This window comes from Neobacillus sp. plas4 (genome assembly GCF_057221695.1).
This window is the reverse complement of sequence record NZ_CM170152.1, coordinates 4,563,992-4,577,839: the sequence shown is the minus strand read 5'-3', so window position 1 is coordinate 4,577,839 and position 13,848 is coordinate 4,563,992. Positions and strand designations below refer to the sequence as shown.

At 40.2% G+C, this 13,848-nt stretch carries 14 protein-coding genes and 1 other annotated feature; of the genes, 10 read left to right on the top strand and 4 right to left on the bottom strand.

All coding sequences use genetic code 11. The features are described 5' to 3' along the window. Window positions 1-40: 40 nt before the first annotated feature. Together AC2TFD_RS23135 and AC2TFD_RS23130 are read right to left on the bottom strand one after the other, a co-directional pair. Entirely contained in the window at window positions 41-1,810 is a 1,770-nt protein-coding gene (locus AC2TFD_RS23135) for a spermine/spermidine synthase domain-containing protein (RefSeq protein WP_484674046.1), read from the bottom strand. A 323-nt stretch (window positions 1,811-2,133) separates the two neighbouring features. Next, entirely contained in the window at window positions 2,134-3,099 is a 966-nt protein-coding gene (locus AC2TFD_RS23130) for an SMP-30/gluconolactonase/LRE family protein (RefSeq protein ID WP_484674045.1), read from the bottom strand. 398 nt (window positions 3,100-3,497) lie between these two features. On the opposite strand from AC2TFD_RS23130, the gene AC2TFD_RS23125 reads away from it, so the two are divergent. The 10 genes from AC2TFD_RS23125 (at window position 3,498) to pheA (ending at window position 11,460) form a co-directional block, all read left to right on the top strand. After that, complete coding sequence (locus AC2TFD_RS23125; RefSeq protein WP_484674044.1) at window positions 3,498-4,283, top strand: peptidoglycan DD-metalloendopeptidase family protein; 786 nt, start codon at window positions 3,498-3,500, stop codon at window positions 4,281-4,283. Beyond that, a complete protein-coding gene (locus AC2TFD_RS23120) occupies window positions 4,276-5,142 on the top strand; it encodes a M50 family metallopeptidase (protein WP_335567092.1) in 867 nt (288 codons plus the stop codon). Before AC2TFD_RS23125 ends, AC2TFD_RS23120 begins: the two co-directional genes overlap by 8 nt. A 251-nt stretch (window positions 5,143-5,393) precedes the next feature. Beyond that, on the top strand, window positions 5,394-6,854 hold the full coding sequence (locus AC2TFD_RS23115) for an Rne/Rng family ribonuclease (RefSeq protein ID WP_335567091.1): 1,461 nt from the start codon (window positions 5,394-5,396) through the stop codon (window positions 6,852-6,854). Window positions 6,855-6,902: 48 nt separating this feature from the next. Continuing rightward, window positions 6,903-6,985, top strand: a sequence feature (ribosomal protein L21 leader region). Window positions 6,986-6,997: 12 nt separating this feature from the next. After that, window positions 6,998-7,306 (top strand): 50S ribosomal protein L21, encoded by a 309-nt coding sequence (rplU, locus tag AC2TFD_RS23110; protein WP_045523405.1) that lies wholly within the window; start codon window positions 6,998-7,000, stop codon window positions 7,304-7,306. 13 nt (window positions 7,307-7,319) lie between these two features. Then, window positions 7,320-7,649: a ribosomal-processing cysteine protease Prp gene (locus AC2TFD_RS23105; protein ID WP_335511038.1), complete on the top strand. Its 330-nt coding sequence runs from the start codon at window positions 7,320-7,322 to the stop codon at window positions 7,647-7,649. Between the two features lie 12 nt (window positions 7,650-7,661). Continuing rightward, window positions 7,662-7,955 carry a 50S ribosomal protein L27 gene (rpmA, locus tag AC2TFD_RS23100; protein ID WP_034674968.1) on the top strand — a complete coding sequence of 98 codons (294 nt, stop codon included), beginning with the start codon at window positions 7,662-7,664 and terminating at the stop codon, window positions 7,953-7,955. Between the two features lie 211 nt (window positions 7,956-8,166). Further along, window positions 8,167-8,697 (top strand): Spo0B C-terminal domain-containing protein, encoded by a 531-nt coding sequence (locus AC2TFD_RS23095; protein ID WP_335511034.1) that lies wholly within the window; start codon window positions 8,167-8,169, stop codon window positions 8,695-8,697. Between the two features lie 44 nt (window positions 8,698-8,741). Continuing rightward, window positions 8,742-10,031, top strand: coding sequence for a GTPase ObgE (gene obgE, locus AC2TFD_RS23090; protein WP_335511032.1), 1,290 nt, complete (start codon window positions 8,742-8,744; stop codon window positions 10,029-10,031). A 76-nt stretch (window positions 10,032-10,107) separates the two neighbouring features. After that, the gene (locus AC2TFD_RS23085) at window positions 10,108-10,563 is read left to right on the top strand and encodes an ACT domain-containing protein (RefSeq protein ID WP_045523396.1); all 456 of its coding nucleotides are present in this window, start codon (window positions 10,108-10,110) and stop codon (window positions 10,561-10,563) included. 48 nt (window positions 10,564-10,611) lie between these two features. Further along, entirely contained in the window at window positions 10,612-11,460 is an 849-nt protein-coding gene (pheA, locus tag AC2TFD_RS23080) for a prephenate dehydratase (protein WP_335511030.1), read from the top strand. Window positions 11,461-12,072: 612 nt separating this feature from the next. Here the strand turns inward: pheA and AC2TFD_RS23075 are convergent. Further along, complete coding sequence (locus AC2TFD_RS23075) at window positions 12,073-12,612, bottom strand: transcription repressor NadR (protein WP_335512789.1); 540 nt, start codon at window positions 12,610-12,612, stop codon at window positions 12,073-12,075. A 31-nt stretch (window positions 12,613-12,643) separates the two neighbouring features. Further along, window positions 12,644-13,774 carry an IscS subfamily cysteine desulfurase gene (locus AC2TFD_RS23070; RefSeq protein WP_484674043.1) on the bottom strand — a complete coding sequence of 377 codons (1,131 nt, stop codon included), beginning with the start codon at window positions 13,772-13,774 and terminating at the stop codon, window positions 12,644-12,646. Window positions 13,775-13,848: the final 74 nt, after the last annotated feature.

Genomic DNA, 13,848 nt, shown 5'->3' with positions numbered 1-13,848 from the left:
TGTCCATGTTTATTGAATATAGTGCTCAAAATGTTAAAAGTTATTTTCGTAATTCTTGTTTATATATATCATGTAATTTTAGGTTGGACAGGGTATTCTGATGTGAATTCTCCAGAACAGAGCGGCTATTCGATGAAAAGACAAATAAACTTGACAGGTCTTCTGGGAGTGTAGAATATGGGACATAATTTTTCCTTTTTCTTACTTGCAGCGGCTTTTTCGAAGCGAGGTGAAACCCCCAGTCTCCAAATGAAGGGACAGGAATATGATAGCTCCGGATATTCAGACCAGTTCCCTTGAGTGTTAATCCGATACTCCAGTATACAAACGGTGCATACTCCGGCGAATGAGATTGACAGACAAGAATGCCGTCTTCCGTTAACAAATTACATAATTTACTAAAAAACTCTACCGTGTACAATCGGCTCAATACTTCATTGCCTGGGTCTGGCAGGTCCACGATGATAACATCATAAGGTTCGTTTTGTTCTCTTTGGAATACCTGGATATCTTTTTGATGAACAGATACCCGTTTATCATGGAGGGCTCTATCGTTAAGGGAAGATACATTTGAAATATTACGTGCCAGATGGATCATCAATGGATCGAGATCGACCAAATCAATATGTTTCACATCATGGTATTTTAATACTTCGCGAACGGCAAACCCATCTCCGCCGCCGGCAATTAGGACACGATCACGTTTTTTGGCCATAGAAAGGGCTGGATGAACAAGTGCCTCATGATAGATTTGCTCATCTAAAGAACTAAACTGAAGCTGCTTGTCTAGGTATAAGCGGACATCATTTGTCTTCAAGACTAATACCCGATCCCCAGCTGGTCCGCCTTCATAAAGCACAGTGTGGGGATTGGAGAGCAGATGACAAAGTTCTTTCTTGTCTTCCGGTTCCTGAGTACCTTCTGAAAAAGGTTTGTATAGGTTTAAGGATTTTATTGAGTTAACTACCGCTTGTTTCCTTGCTGACATCACACGCTGCGAAAAAGTAAACCATGTTTTTAGATTTTCAGGGAGTGAACGATTGTGAACACACGGCTTTTCCTCTTGACACCATTGTAAAACTTTCTTCCCAGCAAGATGAAATCCGCAATCTCCAAACCAAGGAACATTGACATGATAGTTAAGGGTATGAAGAGCCGTACTTCGCAGTGTTTTTTCAATACTCCAGAATGTTAACGGAGTGTCTTCAGGCGACGCAGACTGGATAACCAATATTCCACAATCAGTCAGGAGATTGGACAACTTCCTAAAGAATTCTTTTGTATAGAGTTTGCAATTTTCCTCGGTTTCCGGATCTGGAAGATTCGCTATTATCACATCAAACTGCAGTTGTTCTGTTTTTAGGAAATCATTTATACTTTTGCTGATTTGAACACGTTTATCGTAAAAGGAACCTTCGTTCAGTTCAGAAATTTCAGGTGTTTTCTCGGCAGCTAGAAGGGTTGCTGCGGATAGTGATACTTGACTAACGTGGCATACACTGGAATATTTGAGGACCTCTCGCAAGGCCAATCCGCATTCATCCCCGATAATTAGAACTCGTTCGTGTTGTTCTGCTAAAATAAAAGCCGGATGGACGAGAGCTTCATGAAAAATCCGTTCATCCAAGCTATTCCAAACTATTTGATCGTTCTGGTATAAGCGTATATTCTTGGATTCTAGCAAGAGCACGTCCTGGAATGGACTTTTTCCCTCAAAAAGTACTTGGTGAGGACTCTTTAATAATTGCTCTAACTCAATTAAATCGTAAACATCACCACGAAAACTGTCATGGTTTTGACTATTAGACAAATTGATTCACCTCTATATATTTAACTTACAGCCATTATATGGATAAGCAATAAAAATGTGTGGCTTATCCAGTTTATCAAAGCGTATTTTAATTGTAAAAAATTGGTAATAAATGTCTAAATGTACAAAACCCATAAAGAAATGTACAAAAGCCTAAGAAAAATGTACAAAAGTCTAAGAAAAATTTACAAATCAACTTGAAAACATCCAAAACGCATTAGAAAGTCCCCAAAATAATTGGAGTGAAAAACGTGTGTACAAAAAAAGGCTGCCGCATTTGCGACAGACCCAGAGAATCCGAGAGATATTTAAAGGATCTTTGTCTATTGTAAACCGTAAGGCACTAAACCTTCTTTTTTAACTTTGATACGCCAAACCTCATTTTTTAATGACTCGGTCACATATAGATAGCCATTATGAAAAGTCAGGTTAGTAGTAAATGTACCTGCATCTTCAGGCAGGCGAATCGTACCATACTTAAATCCACTCGCATCCACTACGACAATCTCACCTGCTTGGAAATGTGCCACATAAAGATTACCCTCTTTATCCACAGCTAATCCATCTGGTCCAATCCCGCCTTCAAACTGAGAGAAAGCAAATGCCATTTCCCGCTGGTCTTTCGCAGTCTTCGATGGAACTGAAATGATTCGGTTGCTGCCAAATTCAGAGATATAAACACGCTGTCCATCAGCAGAAATGGCTATACCATTTGGATAAGCAATGCCTTCTTGAAAAAGCTGCAGCTCGGTCCCGCCTGGAGGCAAATAGAAGACACGGCCTACAGGATTCGTTACGCTTGATCCAAATGGCTCGGTAAAGTAAAGCCCTCCAGCGTCATCAAATACCAAGTCATTAAGTCCTTTCAAAGGCGAACCATTGTAAGAATTAACAATGGTCTGACGCTCTTTGGTTTTGGTGTTAAAAGCGTAAAGTTCACCTGTTCCATCGGTGATAAAAAGGCGTCCGTCTTTATGAAACTTTGCGCCGATAGGAAATTTATCTTTATCAACAATTGAAACCTTATCTCCCTCAACCTTCATAATTTCGCCCGTGGCCGGACTGACCATCCATATTTGGCCGTTACGGTCAAAATTAATTCCTTCCATAAATCCGCTGCCAGTGGCTACCTTTTCCCATTTACTATTAGGATGAACAATTTCTGAAATGTTGTGTCTATCTTTTGTTGGAACAGGTTTTGAAGGATAAAGTGATTTTGCTCCAGCCAATGTTAAGGTTACCAGTGATAAGATTATTAATAGTGTTATGGTTAATACTCTTTTTCTCATTTCAAAAAATTCCTCCTTTATTCTTGTGAAATTTTGTAGTTTACTAATCTCTCGGTTAGTAGAACTGTGATAAATTACTTTCACATAATAGTAATAACCAATGAAAGCGCTTATCGTCCCATTAACATAGCATTATAAAATGGCTGGAAACAACATGAAAAACTATCTGAATTCTTTTAAAAAATAGTGGCTTTTTTATGCTATCTGCAAAATGCATGTTCTGTTAAACTTATAGTTTTCGTTAAGTGCTAGTGTAATGGATTGCCATTACCGAAAAGAGTAGTTGATAGTATAAGACTAAAACCGAAATCGTCTTGAAAAAAATCTTAAAGTCATACTCCTGAGGACAACCTCATAGACTTGTACAAAAAGCTGTTTAAAAGGTTGGTGGATAAGAAATGCGGTCTACACCAGAGGAAATACGGCGACGAATCGCAAAGCGAAAAAAGGACAATGGCTCATCTGGAAAGGGTCCAGAACGAGAAATAAACTGGCCAGGGGAGGATGAAAAATACGGTTTTAACCATTATTCATCTTATGAAGTTGGTAAGGACGATGACGTACATCCATTATTTAAAAAAGAAGTTTTCATCTTTAAAATCCTGGCATCCGCTCTCCTATTTCTCGTAATCGCAATACTTTTCCGAGAAAACACGGCAACATTTGCTCCAGCACGGGATTTTGTGATGAAAACCATGGAGCAGGATTTTAAATTTGCAACCGTATCAAAATGGTATGAGGATCAATTTGGCAAGCCGCTTGCTCTCCTGCCGTTTACCGGCGAAGAAACAGAAGGAGAGAAGAAAGTAGTCGAAAAAGATCATGTGGTACCTGTTTTTTCAGGAAAGATTCTCGAAAACTTTGAAAAGAATGGACAGGGAGTCATGATTGAAACCACAAAAGGGGCTCCTGTGGAAGCGATGAATGAAGGAAATGTTATGTTTGCAGGTGTTAAGGAAGATACGGGTAAGACCGTTATCATTCAGCATGCGGATCAAACAGAAACTACCTACGGTAACCTTGAGGAAATAAAGGTAAGTCTATATGAGTTTATAAAAACAGAAACGGTCGTGGGTACAGCATCAGAATCAACAGGTGAAGACAAAACCAAGGGCAGGTATTACTTTGCGATTAAAAAGGGCGATGATTTTATTGACCCGATCCAGGTGATTCGCTTTGAATAAAGCCATCTATTTATTACAACAAGTCCATGTACATCCATTATTATGGATTGTCATCGCCATATCCATTGCTACAGCACATTTCCTCGAGGTTTGCCTATTAATCGGCATTATTTTTATCCATGAAATGGGGCATGCTGCTGCGGCTTCTTTTTTTTCATGGAGAATCAAAAAAATCACCCTCCTCCCCTTTGGAGGGGTGGCTGAAATGGAAGAGCATGGGAACCGCCCGTTAAAGGAAGAAGCAATTGTTGTGCTTGCAGGTCCGCTGCAGCATATCTGGATGGTTGGACTTGCATATGCACTATTATTTTTTAATCTTATTCCGGAAGATTTGTATCAATTATTTTTCCAATACAATCTAATGATACTTCTATTCAATCTGTTTCCAGTCTGGCCGCTGGATGGCGGAAAGCTAATCTTTATGCTTCTTTCATTAAAAAAATCATTTCCGATTGCTCACCGCTTAACCTTGCTAATCTCTTTTCTTAGCATTGCGGTTTTTTCTATTCTCACACTCATAGCAGCCCCACAGCAAATAAATGTATGGATTATCGTCGGCTTCTTATTATTCTCTCTTTATCACGAGTGGAAGCAGCGCCGCTATATTTTTATGAGATTCCTTCTCGAGCGTTACTATGGGAAAAAGAGCGACCTCCAAGCACTCAAACCCATCCAAGCCAATGAGCAAGATTTGCTGATAGACGTGTTAGAAAAATTCCAACGCGGCTGCAAACATCCGATTATTGTTGAGAGTGACGGCAAAGAAAAAGGAATGTTGGATGAAAATGAACTGCTGCATGCTTATTTTACAGAAAAACGATTAACCGATAAAATCAGCGACCTTCTCTTTTCTTACTAAAAGGGTATAATATATACACCAATTAAAAAAAGCGAAAGCGCCTTCGGAACAAGCACAGCTTGTTCCTGCGAGGATTAATCTAAGGAGCTTTCCTTAGTGCACAGGGAAAAAGGAAGTTCATTTTTTCCTCGGGGCGACAGGCATAAGACGAGCCGGCATGAAGGTTGTTCTTTAACCTTCTTGACGGATTGACTTATGACCCGAGCCCCTAGGCGCTGGAGCTGGATTAGTAAAAAAGCGAGGATGTTAGTTTGGAGAAATTAATTATTAACGCAGCTTCTAGAGAAAAGAGATTTGCTTTTGTTCGAAATAATACAGTTGAAAAGATTATTTTTGACCGACCAGAGCAGCAATCTCTGGTCGGTAATATTTATTATGGGACAGTAACCAAGGTTTTGCCTGGGATGAACGCTGCATTTATCGATATTGGCGAGGAGAAAAACGCCTACCTTCATCGTGATGTGCTCCCTTCCTATGTATTATCACCGGAACGGAGTATTGATAAAGAGAAGAAAAGTGTCTCAGCTTTTGTTCATCAGGGTGAGAAGTTATTGGTGCAAGTGGAAAAGGACGCAACTGGAACAAAAGGACCGAGAGTAACAGGAATTATTGAGATTACAGGAACGAATATTATCTATATGCCGCAAGGGCGGTATGTTGCTGTTTCGAAAAAGATTATCCATGAAAAAGAATATCTTCGCCGAATCGGTATGGTGTTGAAAACGGAAGAAGAAGGGATTATTTTTCGAACATCAAGTACATCAGTGTCTGAATCGGAAATTGAAGAGGAACTTACCACTCTTAGACAGGTAGCCATTGAATTAAAGGAGAAATCTGCTGGACTTAAAAAGCCCGGTGTCATTTTTCAAAAAGACACATTTACAGAAATGGTCATAGATTCTATGATGCAAATGTTTGAGGGTGAGGTAATTGTCGATGACCTTTCTTTAAAAAAAGTCCTTGATAGCAGAAATCCAAATCTAAAGATAACCTACTATAATGGTAAAGAAAATATTTTCACTGTTCATCGAATTGAACATGAAATTGACAAAGCGTTGAAGCGAATTGTCTGGCTGGACAAAGGAGCTTATCTGATATTTGATGAAACCGAGGCTTTAACGGTGATTGATGTCAATACCGGCAAGTTCTCAGGTAAACATGATTATCAGGATACAGTGGTAAAAACAAATACGCTTGCTGCCATCGAAATTGCACGCCAGCTTAAGCTTCGTGATATCGGGGGGATCGTCCTCATTGACTTTATTGATATGAAAAATGAGAAGGACAAACGTTCCATCTTGGAGACGATAGAATCCGAATTACAGAATGATAAAACGGTAACAAAAATAATGGGTTTTACCTCACTTGGAATTCTGCAGCTAACAAGGAAGAAAACCAAAGTCTCGCTGTCAGAAGCTCTTCAGGTGAAATGTCCAGTTTGTGACGGAACTGGCCGGATTATTAGCGCGGAGACAATGGCGTTTCGTTTAGAGCGGGAATTGCTTGAACATCGGAATTCAGATGCAGAAGCGGTATTAATTGAAACAACAAACGAAGTAAAAGAGGCAATACTGCCACATATAGAAATGGTAGAAGAGTGGATACATATGAAAGTGTATTTTTCAATCCAGCCATCACCCCATCATCACTATGTGTTAAAACAATTTGGAAATCATGAAGAGATCGCCCAAAAAGCTGGAGAACTCTATTGACACTATCGCTTATACCATGTTAAAATTATCGATGTTATGTTTGTAGCACCCGTGCTACAACCGCACAGAACAGGTCTTAAGTCGATTGCTTTTTGCATGAGCGCCTGTATTTGGCGAGTCTGAGTTTATAAGGAGGTGCAAGTATGTACGCAATTATCGAAACAGGTGGTAAGCAAATCAAGGTAGAAGCTGGTCAAGCTATCTACATCGAGAAGCTTAACGCAGAAGCAGGCGAAACAGTTACATTTGATAAGGTTTTATTCGTTGGCGGAGAAAACGTAAAAGTAGGAAGCCCATTAGTGGCTGGTGCTACTGTTACAGCTAAAGTTGAAAAACAAGGCCGCGCTAAGAAAATCATCGTTTTCAAATACAAAGCGAAGAAAAACAACCGTAAAAAGCAAGGTCATCGTCAGCCATACACTAAAGTTGTGATTGAAGCAATCAACGCGTAAGGTGTTGGGATAGATGATATCTATTACAATTAATCGTTCTGAATCCGAATCGATTCAATCATTTACCATAAGTGGTCATGCATTCTTCGCTGATCGGGGAAAGGATATCGTCTGTGCAGGCGCATCCGCAGTTTCCGTCGGCGCAATCAATGCCGTGCACGCCATTACTGGTGTTACACCTGAGATTGAACAAGGAGATGGCTTTCTCCGCTGTGTTCTTCCAGATAAACTTCCGGAAGATATAAATGAGAGAGTTCAGCTCCTGCTAGAAGGTATGATCGTTTCATTGCAGACGATTGAAGAAGAGTACGGAGAACACATAAAAATAACCTTCAAAAAGTAGGAGGTGGAATACATGTTATTAAAATTAGATCTTCAGTTGTTTGCATCTAAAAAGGGAGTAGGTTCTACAAAGAACGGACGTGACTCTATCGCAAAGCGCCTTGGTGCTAAGCGTGCAGATGGTCAATTCGTAACTGGTGGTTCAATCCTTTACCGTCAACGCGGTACAAAGATTTACCCAGGTGAAAACGTAGGCCGTGGCGGTGACGACACTCTATTTGCGAAAATCGACGGCGTTGTAAAATTTGAACGTTTAGGTCGTGACCGTAAAAAAGTGAGCGTTTATCCAACAGCTCAAGAAGCGTAAGCTTTCAGTGAAAACTCTAACCCGATTGGTTAGGGTTTTCTTTTTTAAATAATAAGGAAAAATTATCCAAATGAACTCCATTTGATCTCCTGAAAAGATCCTCATACCTTCCTCAATTGGAAAACAAAAGCATAAAATGCTTACTCCTGGCAAGTTTTTTGATATACTAACAGAAAATAGTTTTTTTGACACTTAAGCTAGGAGAGCGATTATGGAGAAAGAATGGGATATCGTTGAAGTGCTGCGGCATTCACGGCATGATTGGCTCAATCGATTGCAGCTAATCAAAGGAAACTTGGATTTAAATAGAATTGACCGGGCAAAAGCATATATAAATGAAATTGTAATTGAAGTACAGCATGAATCTAAGCTTTCAAATTTTCATTTGCCGAAATTTGCCTCCTTGCTTTTAAAATCTAACTGGGAGAGTCATTTATTTCAGCTTGAATACGAGGTGCTGAACGATTTAGAAGCTGTGAAAATAAATGATCACATCTTATCAAATTGGACAAAAGCCTTCTTTTCTGTATTAGATCAAGCGATAGAGGCTTTTCAAGAAAATCATTTATCAATTACAATACAACCGCAATCAGATGGAGTTCGTTTCTTTTTTGATTTTAGCGGAATAATAATTAAAAAAGAACTGATAGAACAATTCCTGGAAGCATCTGAAAATGATGTGATGGTAAAGGAGTTTTCAGAAAACGAACTGGGGTTAGAAGTCTTTATGTCGGTGATGTAAGTTTTAATTTCGTTCGTTTGTCAGTCAAAATCAGGAGGAATTAAATGTTTGTCGATCAAACGAAGATATACGTAAAAGGCGGAGACGGCGGTAATGGAATGGTCGCATTTCGTCGTGAAAAATATGTTCCAATGGGCGGACCTGCTGGCGGAGATGGCGGTAAGGGTGCAGATGTCGTTTTTGAAGTCAATGAGGGTCTGCGGACATTAATGGACTTCCGTTATCAACGCCATTGGAAAGCGCCTCGTGGTGAGCATGGCATGTCCAAAAATCAGCATGGGAAAAATGCGAAAGATATGATTGTTAAGGTGCCACCGGGTACTGTCGTTATGGATGCAGAAACGAAAGAAGTCATTGCCGATCTTGTTGAGCATGGTCAGCGTGCAGTCATTGCCAAAGGTGGACGTGGCGGACGCGGAAATTCGCGGTTTGCGACCCCTGCTAATCCAGCTCCAGAGCTTGCTGAAAATGGCGAACCAGGTCAAGAGCGCGATGTTGTCCTAGAATTAAAGCTGCTTGCAGACGTTGGACTAGTCGGCTTCCCAAGTGTTGGGAAATCTACATTATTATCCGTCGTTTCTTCAGCAAAACCTAAAATTGCTGAATACCATTTCACCACCATTGTGCCAAATCTTGGGATGGTTGAAACAGAGGATAATAGAAGTTTTGTTATGGCAGACCTGCCAGGTTTGATTGAGGGTGCAAGTGAAGGTGTAGGACTTGGCCATCAATTTTTACGTCATATTGAACGAACACGTGTTATCGTTCATGTCATTGATATGGCTGCAACCGAAGGACGAGATCCTTATGAGGATTACTTGACGATCAATAAAGAGCTGGAAGAGTACAATTTACGTTTAACCGAGCGTCCACAGATTATTGTTGCTAATAAAATGGACATGCCGGAAGCGGAAGAGAATCTGCAAAAATTTAGAGAACGAGTTCAAGAAGATTTCCCGATTTTCCCGATTTCTGCTTTATCAAGAAAGGGCTTGAGAGAGCTATTATATGCGGTTGCGGATAAAATCGAAGAAACTCCAGAATTTCCACTTGAGCATGAAGAAGAAGAAACGGGTATTAACCGGGTTCTTTATAAGCATGAGGCAGATCCAGAGGCCTTCTATATTACCAGAGAACCGGATGGATCATTTGTGGTTTCAGGAGAAAAAATTGAAAAGCTGTTTAAGATGACAAATTTCCAAACCGAAGAATCGATTCGACGTTTTTCAAGACAGCTTCGTGGTCTTGGAGTCGATGAAGCCTTAAGGCAAAAAGGGGCAAAAGACGGGGATACGGTTAAATTATTAGACTTTGAATTTGAGTTTGTTGAGTAGTAGAAATTCTAGCTGAGGCGCCCGATGAATAGTAAAGGCGGGTGCCTATGCTTTTTCTAATCAGGTGGGTAGAGAGATGAAAAATGAAAAATTTGATAAGAAATTTTATTTAATTAGAGAAGATGTCTTGCCTGAAGCGATGAAGAAAACACTTGATGTAAAAGAGATGCTTGAACGAGGCAAGGCTGAGTCGATTTGGGACGCCGTTCAACAGGTTGATTTAAGCAGAAGTGCCTACTACAAATATAGGGATACGGTATTTCCGTTTTCCACGATTGTAAAGGAACGATTGGTGACACTCTTTTTTCATCTTGAGGACCGTTCAGGTACACTTTCGAAACTACTGGGTGTTGTTGCTTCTTCTGGCTGCAATGTGTTGACTATACATCAAACCATTCCATTGCAAGGAAGGGCAAACGTTACACTTTCGCTCAATACCACCGAGATTTCAACTGACATAGATGAGTTGCTTGCTGAATTACGGAAGCTTGAATTTGTAGAAAAAGTGGAAGTACTTGGAACAGGCGCTTAAGTTTATTTTAACAGTAGATAGAGATTTTGTTAGGGAGTGTATGAAATCATGAGAGTTGGTTTTTTAGGACCAAAGGCAACATTCACCGAAATAGCGGTGAAGAAAGTTTTTCCTGGATTTGAGCTTGAACCATTTCGAACCATTCCCGAATCCATGGATGCTGTGGTTAGTGAAAAGGTAGAAGTTGCGGTTGTTCCTGTGGAAAATACCCTGGAAGGTACCGTTAATATTACATTAGATTATTTAACCCATGTTGTTCAATTGCCGATTGTTGGGGAAATTACTATCCCTATTAAGCAGCATTTAATGGTTCACCCGGATAATCGCGAAAATTGGCAGGATGTAAATAAGGTATTTAGTCACTCCCATGCGATTGCGCAATGCCATAAGTTCTTACATACTCAGTTAAATGGGGTTCCTTATGAAAGTGTAAGCTCCACGGCTGCTGCAGCCAAAATGGTGAAAGATCAGCCGGAATTACGAGTGGCTGCGATTGCCAATGAATTGGCCGCTGAAGAATACGGTTTGTCGATTGTACAAAAGGATATTCACGACTTCGATCACAATCATACTCGGTTTTTCGTTCTCTCAGAACAAGCGCTTAATTTTGAAGAGCTTAGCGGGTCCAACCATTATAAAACAACACTAATGGTCACCCTTCCAACTGACAAAGCTGGAACGCTGCATATGGTTCTATCTGCCTTCGCTTGGCGGAAAATTAACTTGTCAAAAATTGAATCAAGACCAATGAAAACAGGAATAGGCAATTATTTCTTTATTATTGATTTGGAAATGAAGCTTGATGAGGTTTTGATTCCGGGCGCAATGGCCGAGCTCGAAGCACTAGGATGTGGAGTGAGGTTACTGGGGAGCTACCCATCGAAGATGATTAAATAACAGTAAAAACAGTGGGAATTCGAGTGAATCCTACTGTTTTTTTGTTTTTGGAACCCTAAACATTCCATCATCGGTTCTGACATAGGAAGAGGTTCTATAGTTACCCAAGTGCTATTTCAACCAAAGCTACAGTCACTATAAGAGCTCTATAGTTACCCATAATCTATTTGGATCAAGGCTATGGTCACTATGAGAGCTCTATAGTTACCCAAAAGCTATTTCCAACAAGGCTAAGGTCACTATAAGAGTTCTATAGTTACCCAAGAGCTATTTCCAACAAGGCTAAGGTCACTATAAGAGCTCTATAGTTACCCAAAAGCTATTTGGATCAAGGCTACGGTCACTATGAGAGCTCTATAGTTACCCAAAAGCTATTTCCAACAAGGCTACGGTCACTATAAGAGCTCTATAGTTACCCAAAAGCTATTTCCAACAAGGCTACGGTCACTATGAGAGCTCTATAGTTACCCAAAAGCTATTTCCAACAAAGCTACGGTCACTATAAGAGCTCTATAGTTACCCATGTGCTGTTTCAACCAAGGCTACGGTCACTATAAAGTTACGATAGTAAAAAAGTGGTCCCAAGTATGGGCCACTTTTTATAGTTACAATCTAATATTCAATCAAAAACCCAGCTTCTTTCAAAGCCGCCTCAGCTTTGTCTAGAATTTGAACACTGGATCCTGCAATCGTATGAAGATGAATGCCTCCCGTTAATTCCGATAATAACGAAGCATTTGTCTGATACATGTTTTCTAAAAATTGTTTTACCTCTTGGCGATTGGATACCATAATCGAGGCTGTTAAATCTCCGTAAACTCCATGCTCAATTTTTACATCCTTGACTAATACACCATGATCCACCATTAAATTTAGCTCATTTTCAGTGTCATCCGGTGAGTGTTTGCAGGCAATGGTCCGTTCAAATAATGGCGCACCTGTGTTTTGTTTAAAATACAGATAACCTTGGCTAGTTGCAATGATTGGCTCATCTCTTGCTTTAAGGAGTGTAATATCGCCGACAATCACCTGCCTGCTTACATTTGTTCGTGTGGCTAACTCACTTCCTGTTAGCGGCGTAGGGCTGTCTTTAAGCAGCTCTAGAATGAAAGCTCTCCTTTCATCTCCTAATCTCTTTTTCTGCTCTGCCATCATATTCACCTCATCTTTCTCAGTACCCTATTTAGTTTTTAAATTTTTTTACGATATTGACTATAGTTTCCCCAAGCTTTATAACATCTTCCCTCTTGGTTGAATTCCCAAAAGAAATTCTGATAAACTCTTTTGCTTCTTGCTTGCTTAACCCTAAGGCCTGTGTCACTTTTGCAGGTGACTGCATGCCGATTTGACAAGCACTACCGGTAGAAATCGCGAATCCAAACCGGTTGCATTCCAACATCATCCATTGTCCCTCAATTCCGGCGATTCGTAAACCAATGATAGAAGGTAATTGTGAATTGATATTTGCTTGATGAAGATGGACAAATTCCTTAATAGACTCAAGCGACTCAATAAAATCGGCACGCAAAGATAGGAACCGCTCCTGATTACTCGCAATTTGGTTATTTATTTTTTGCGCAGCTGCAGTCATTGCCGCAATTGCAGGAACGTTTACGGTTCCAGGTCGGAATCCTTTTTCGTGTGAACTCCCTGGGAAAAAAGCCTTCCAGGAAATGGCTGGGTCGATATAGACACCGCCAACCCCTTTTGGACCATAAATTTTATGACCTGAAAAAGAAAAGCTGCTAACCAGCGGGGCAATCCTTTTCAGGTCAACTTTTCCAAAGGACTGAACAAAATCACTGTGAAAATGAATATCTTGTTCTTCGCAAATGCGAGTGATGTCTTCAATCGGCTGAATCGTTCCAATTTCTGAATTAACATGCTGTATCGCCACTAATACGGTGTCAGGGGTAATGGCTCGGACCAGCTCATCTATGTCAATTAAACCAGATGGATTAAAAGGTAAATAGGTAACATTGTACCCTCCTAAACGGTTTAGGACACCATGAATAGAAGAGTGCTCTGCCATTCCGGCAATGATGTGCTTTCCCTGTTTTTTAGGAGCGGACAAAAGAGCCTCAATGGCTAAGAAATTCCCCTCAGATCCACCGCTTGTAAAGTACAAGCCTTTTTTATTTACACCTACTAAATTTGCCAGCTCTTCACGGCAATTTTCTAATAAGTCCTGTGACTGTCCACCGATATCATGAAGCGAGCTTGAATTTCCAAAGTACTCAGTTGAAGCCTGAACAAAAACCTCGGCTGCTTCTGAATCTAAAGGAGTAGTGGCCGCAAAATCAAAATATATCATTTGTAATCTCCAATACTTGTATTTTGCCTAGCATACTAGAGAAGCTTTGCATTGAACGAAAGAAAAGCGTTAGC

Excerpts from the sequence above, each read along its gene's own strand:
- pheA (WP_335511030.1), top strand. The coding sequence starts at position 10,612 with ATGAGAGTTGGTTTTTTAGGACCAAAGGCAACATTCACCGAAATAGCG.
- AC2TFD_RS23085 (WP_045523396.1), top strand. The coding sequence starts at position 10,108 with ATGAAAAATGAAAAATTTGATAAGAAATTTTATTTAATTAGAGAAGAT.
- AC2TFD_RS23075 (WP_335512789.1), bottom strand. The coding sequence starts at position 12,612 with ATGGCAGAGCAGAAAAAGAGATTAGGAGATGAAAGGAGAGCTTTCATT.
- AC2TFD_RS23070 (WP_484674043.1), bottom strand. The coding sequence starts at position 13,774 with ATGATATATTTTGATTTTGCGGCCACTACTCCTTTAGATTCAGAAGCA.
- obgE (WP_335511032.1), top strand. The coding sequence starts at position 8,742 with ATGTTTGTCGATCAAACGAAGATATACGTAAAAGGCGGAGACGGCGGT.
- AC2TFD_RS23130 (WP_484674045.1), bottom strand. The coding sequence starts at position 3,099 with ATGAGAAAAAGAGTATTAACCATAACACTATTAATAATCTTATCACTG.
- rpmA (WP_034674968.1), top strand. The coding sequence starts at position 7,662 with ATGTTATTAAAATTAGATCTTCAGTTGTTTGCATCTAAAAAGGGAGTA.
- AC2TFD_RS23105 (WP_335511038.1), top strand. The coding sequence starts at position 7,320 with ATGATATCTATTACAATTAATCGTTCTGAATCCGAATCGATTCAATCA.
- rplU (WP_045523405.1), top strand. The coding sequence starts at position 6,998 with ATGTACGCAATTATCGAAACAGGTGGTAAGCAAATCAAGGTAGAAGCT.
- AC2TFD_RS23095 (WP_335511034.1), top strand. The coding sequence starts at position 8,167 with ATGGAGAAAGAATGGGATATCGTTGAAGTGCTGCGGCATTCACGGCAT.
- AC2TFD_RS23125 (WP_484674044.1), top strand. The coding sequence starts at position 3,498 with ATGCGGTCTACACCAGAGGAAATACGGCGACGAATCGCAAAGCGAAAA.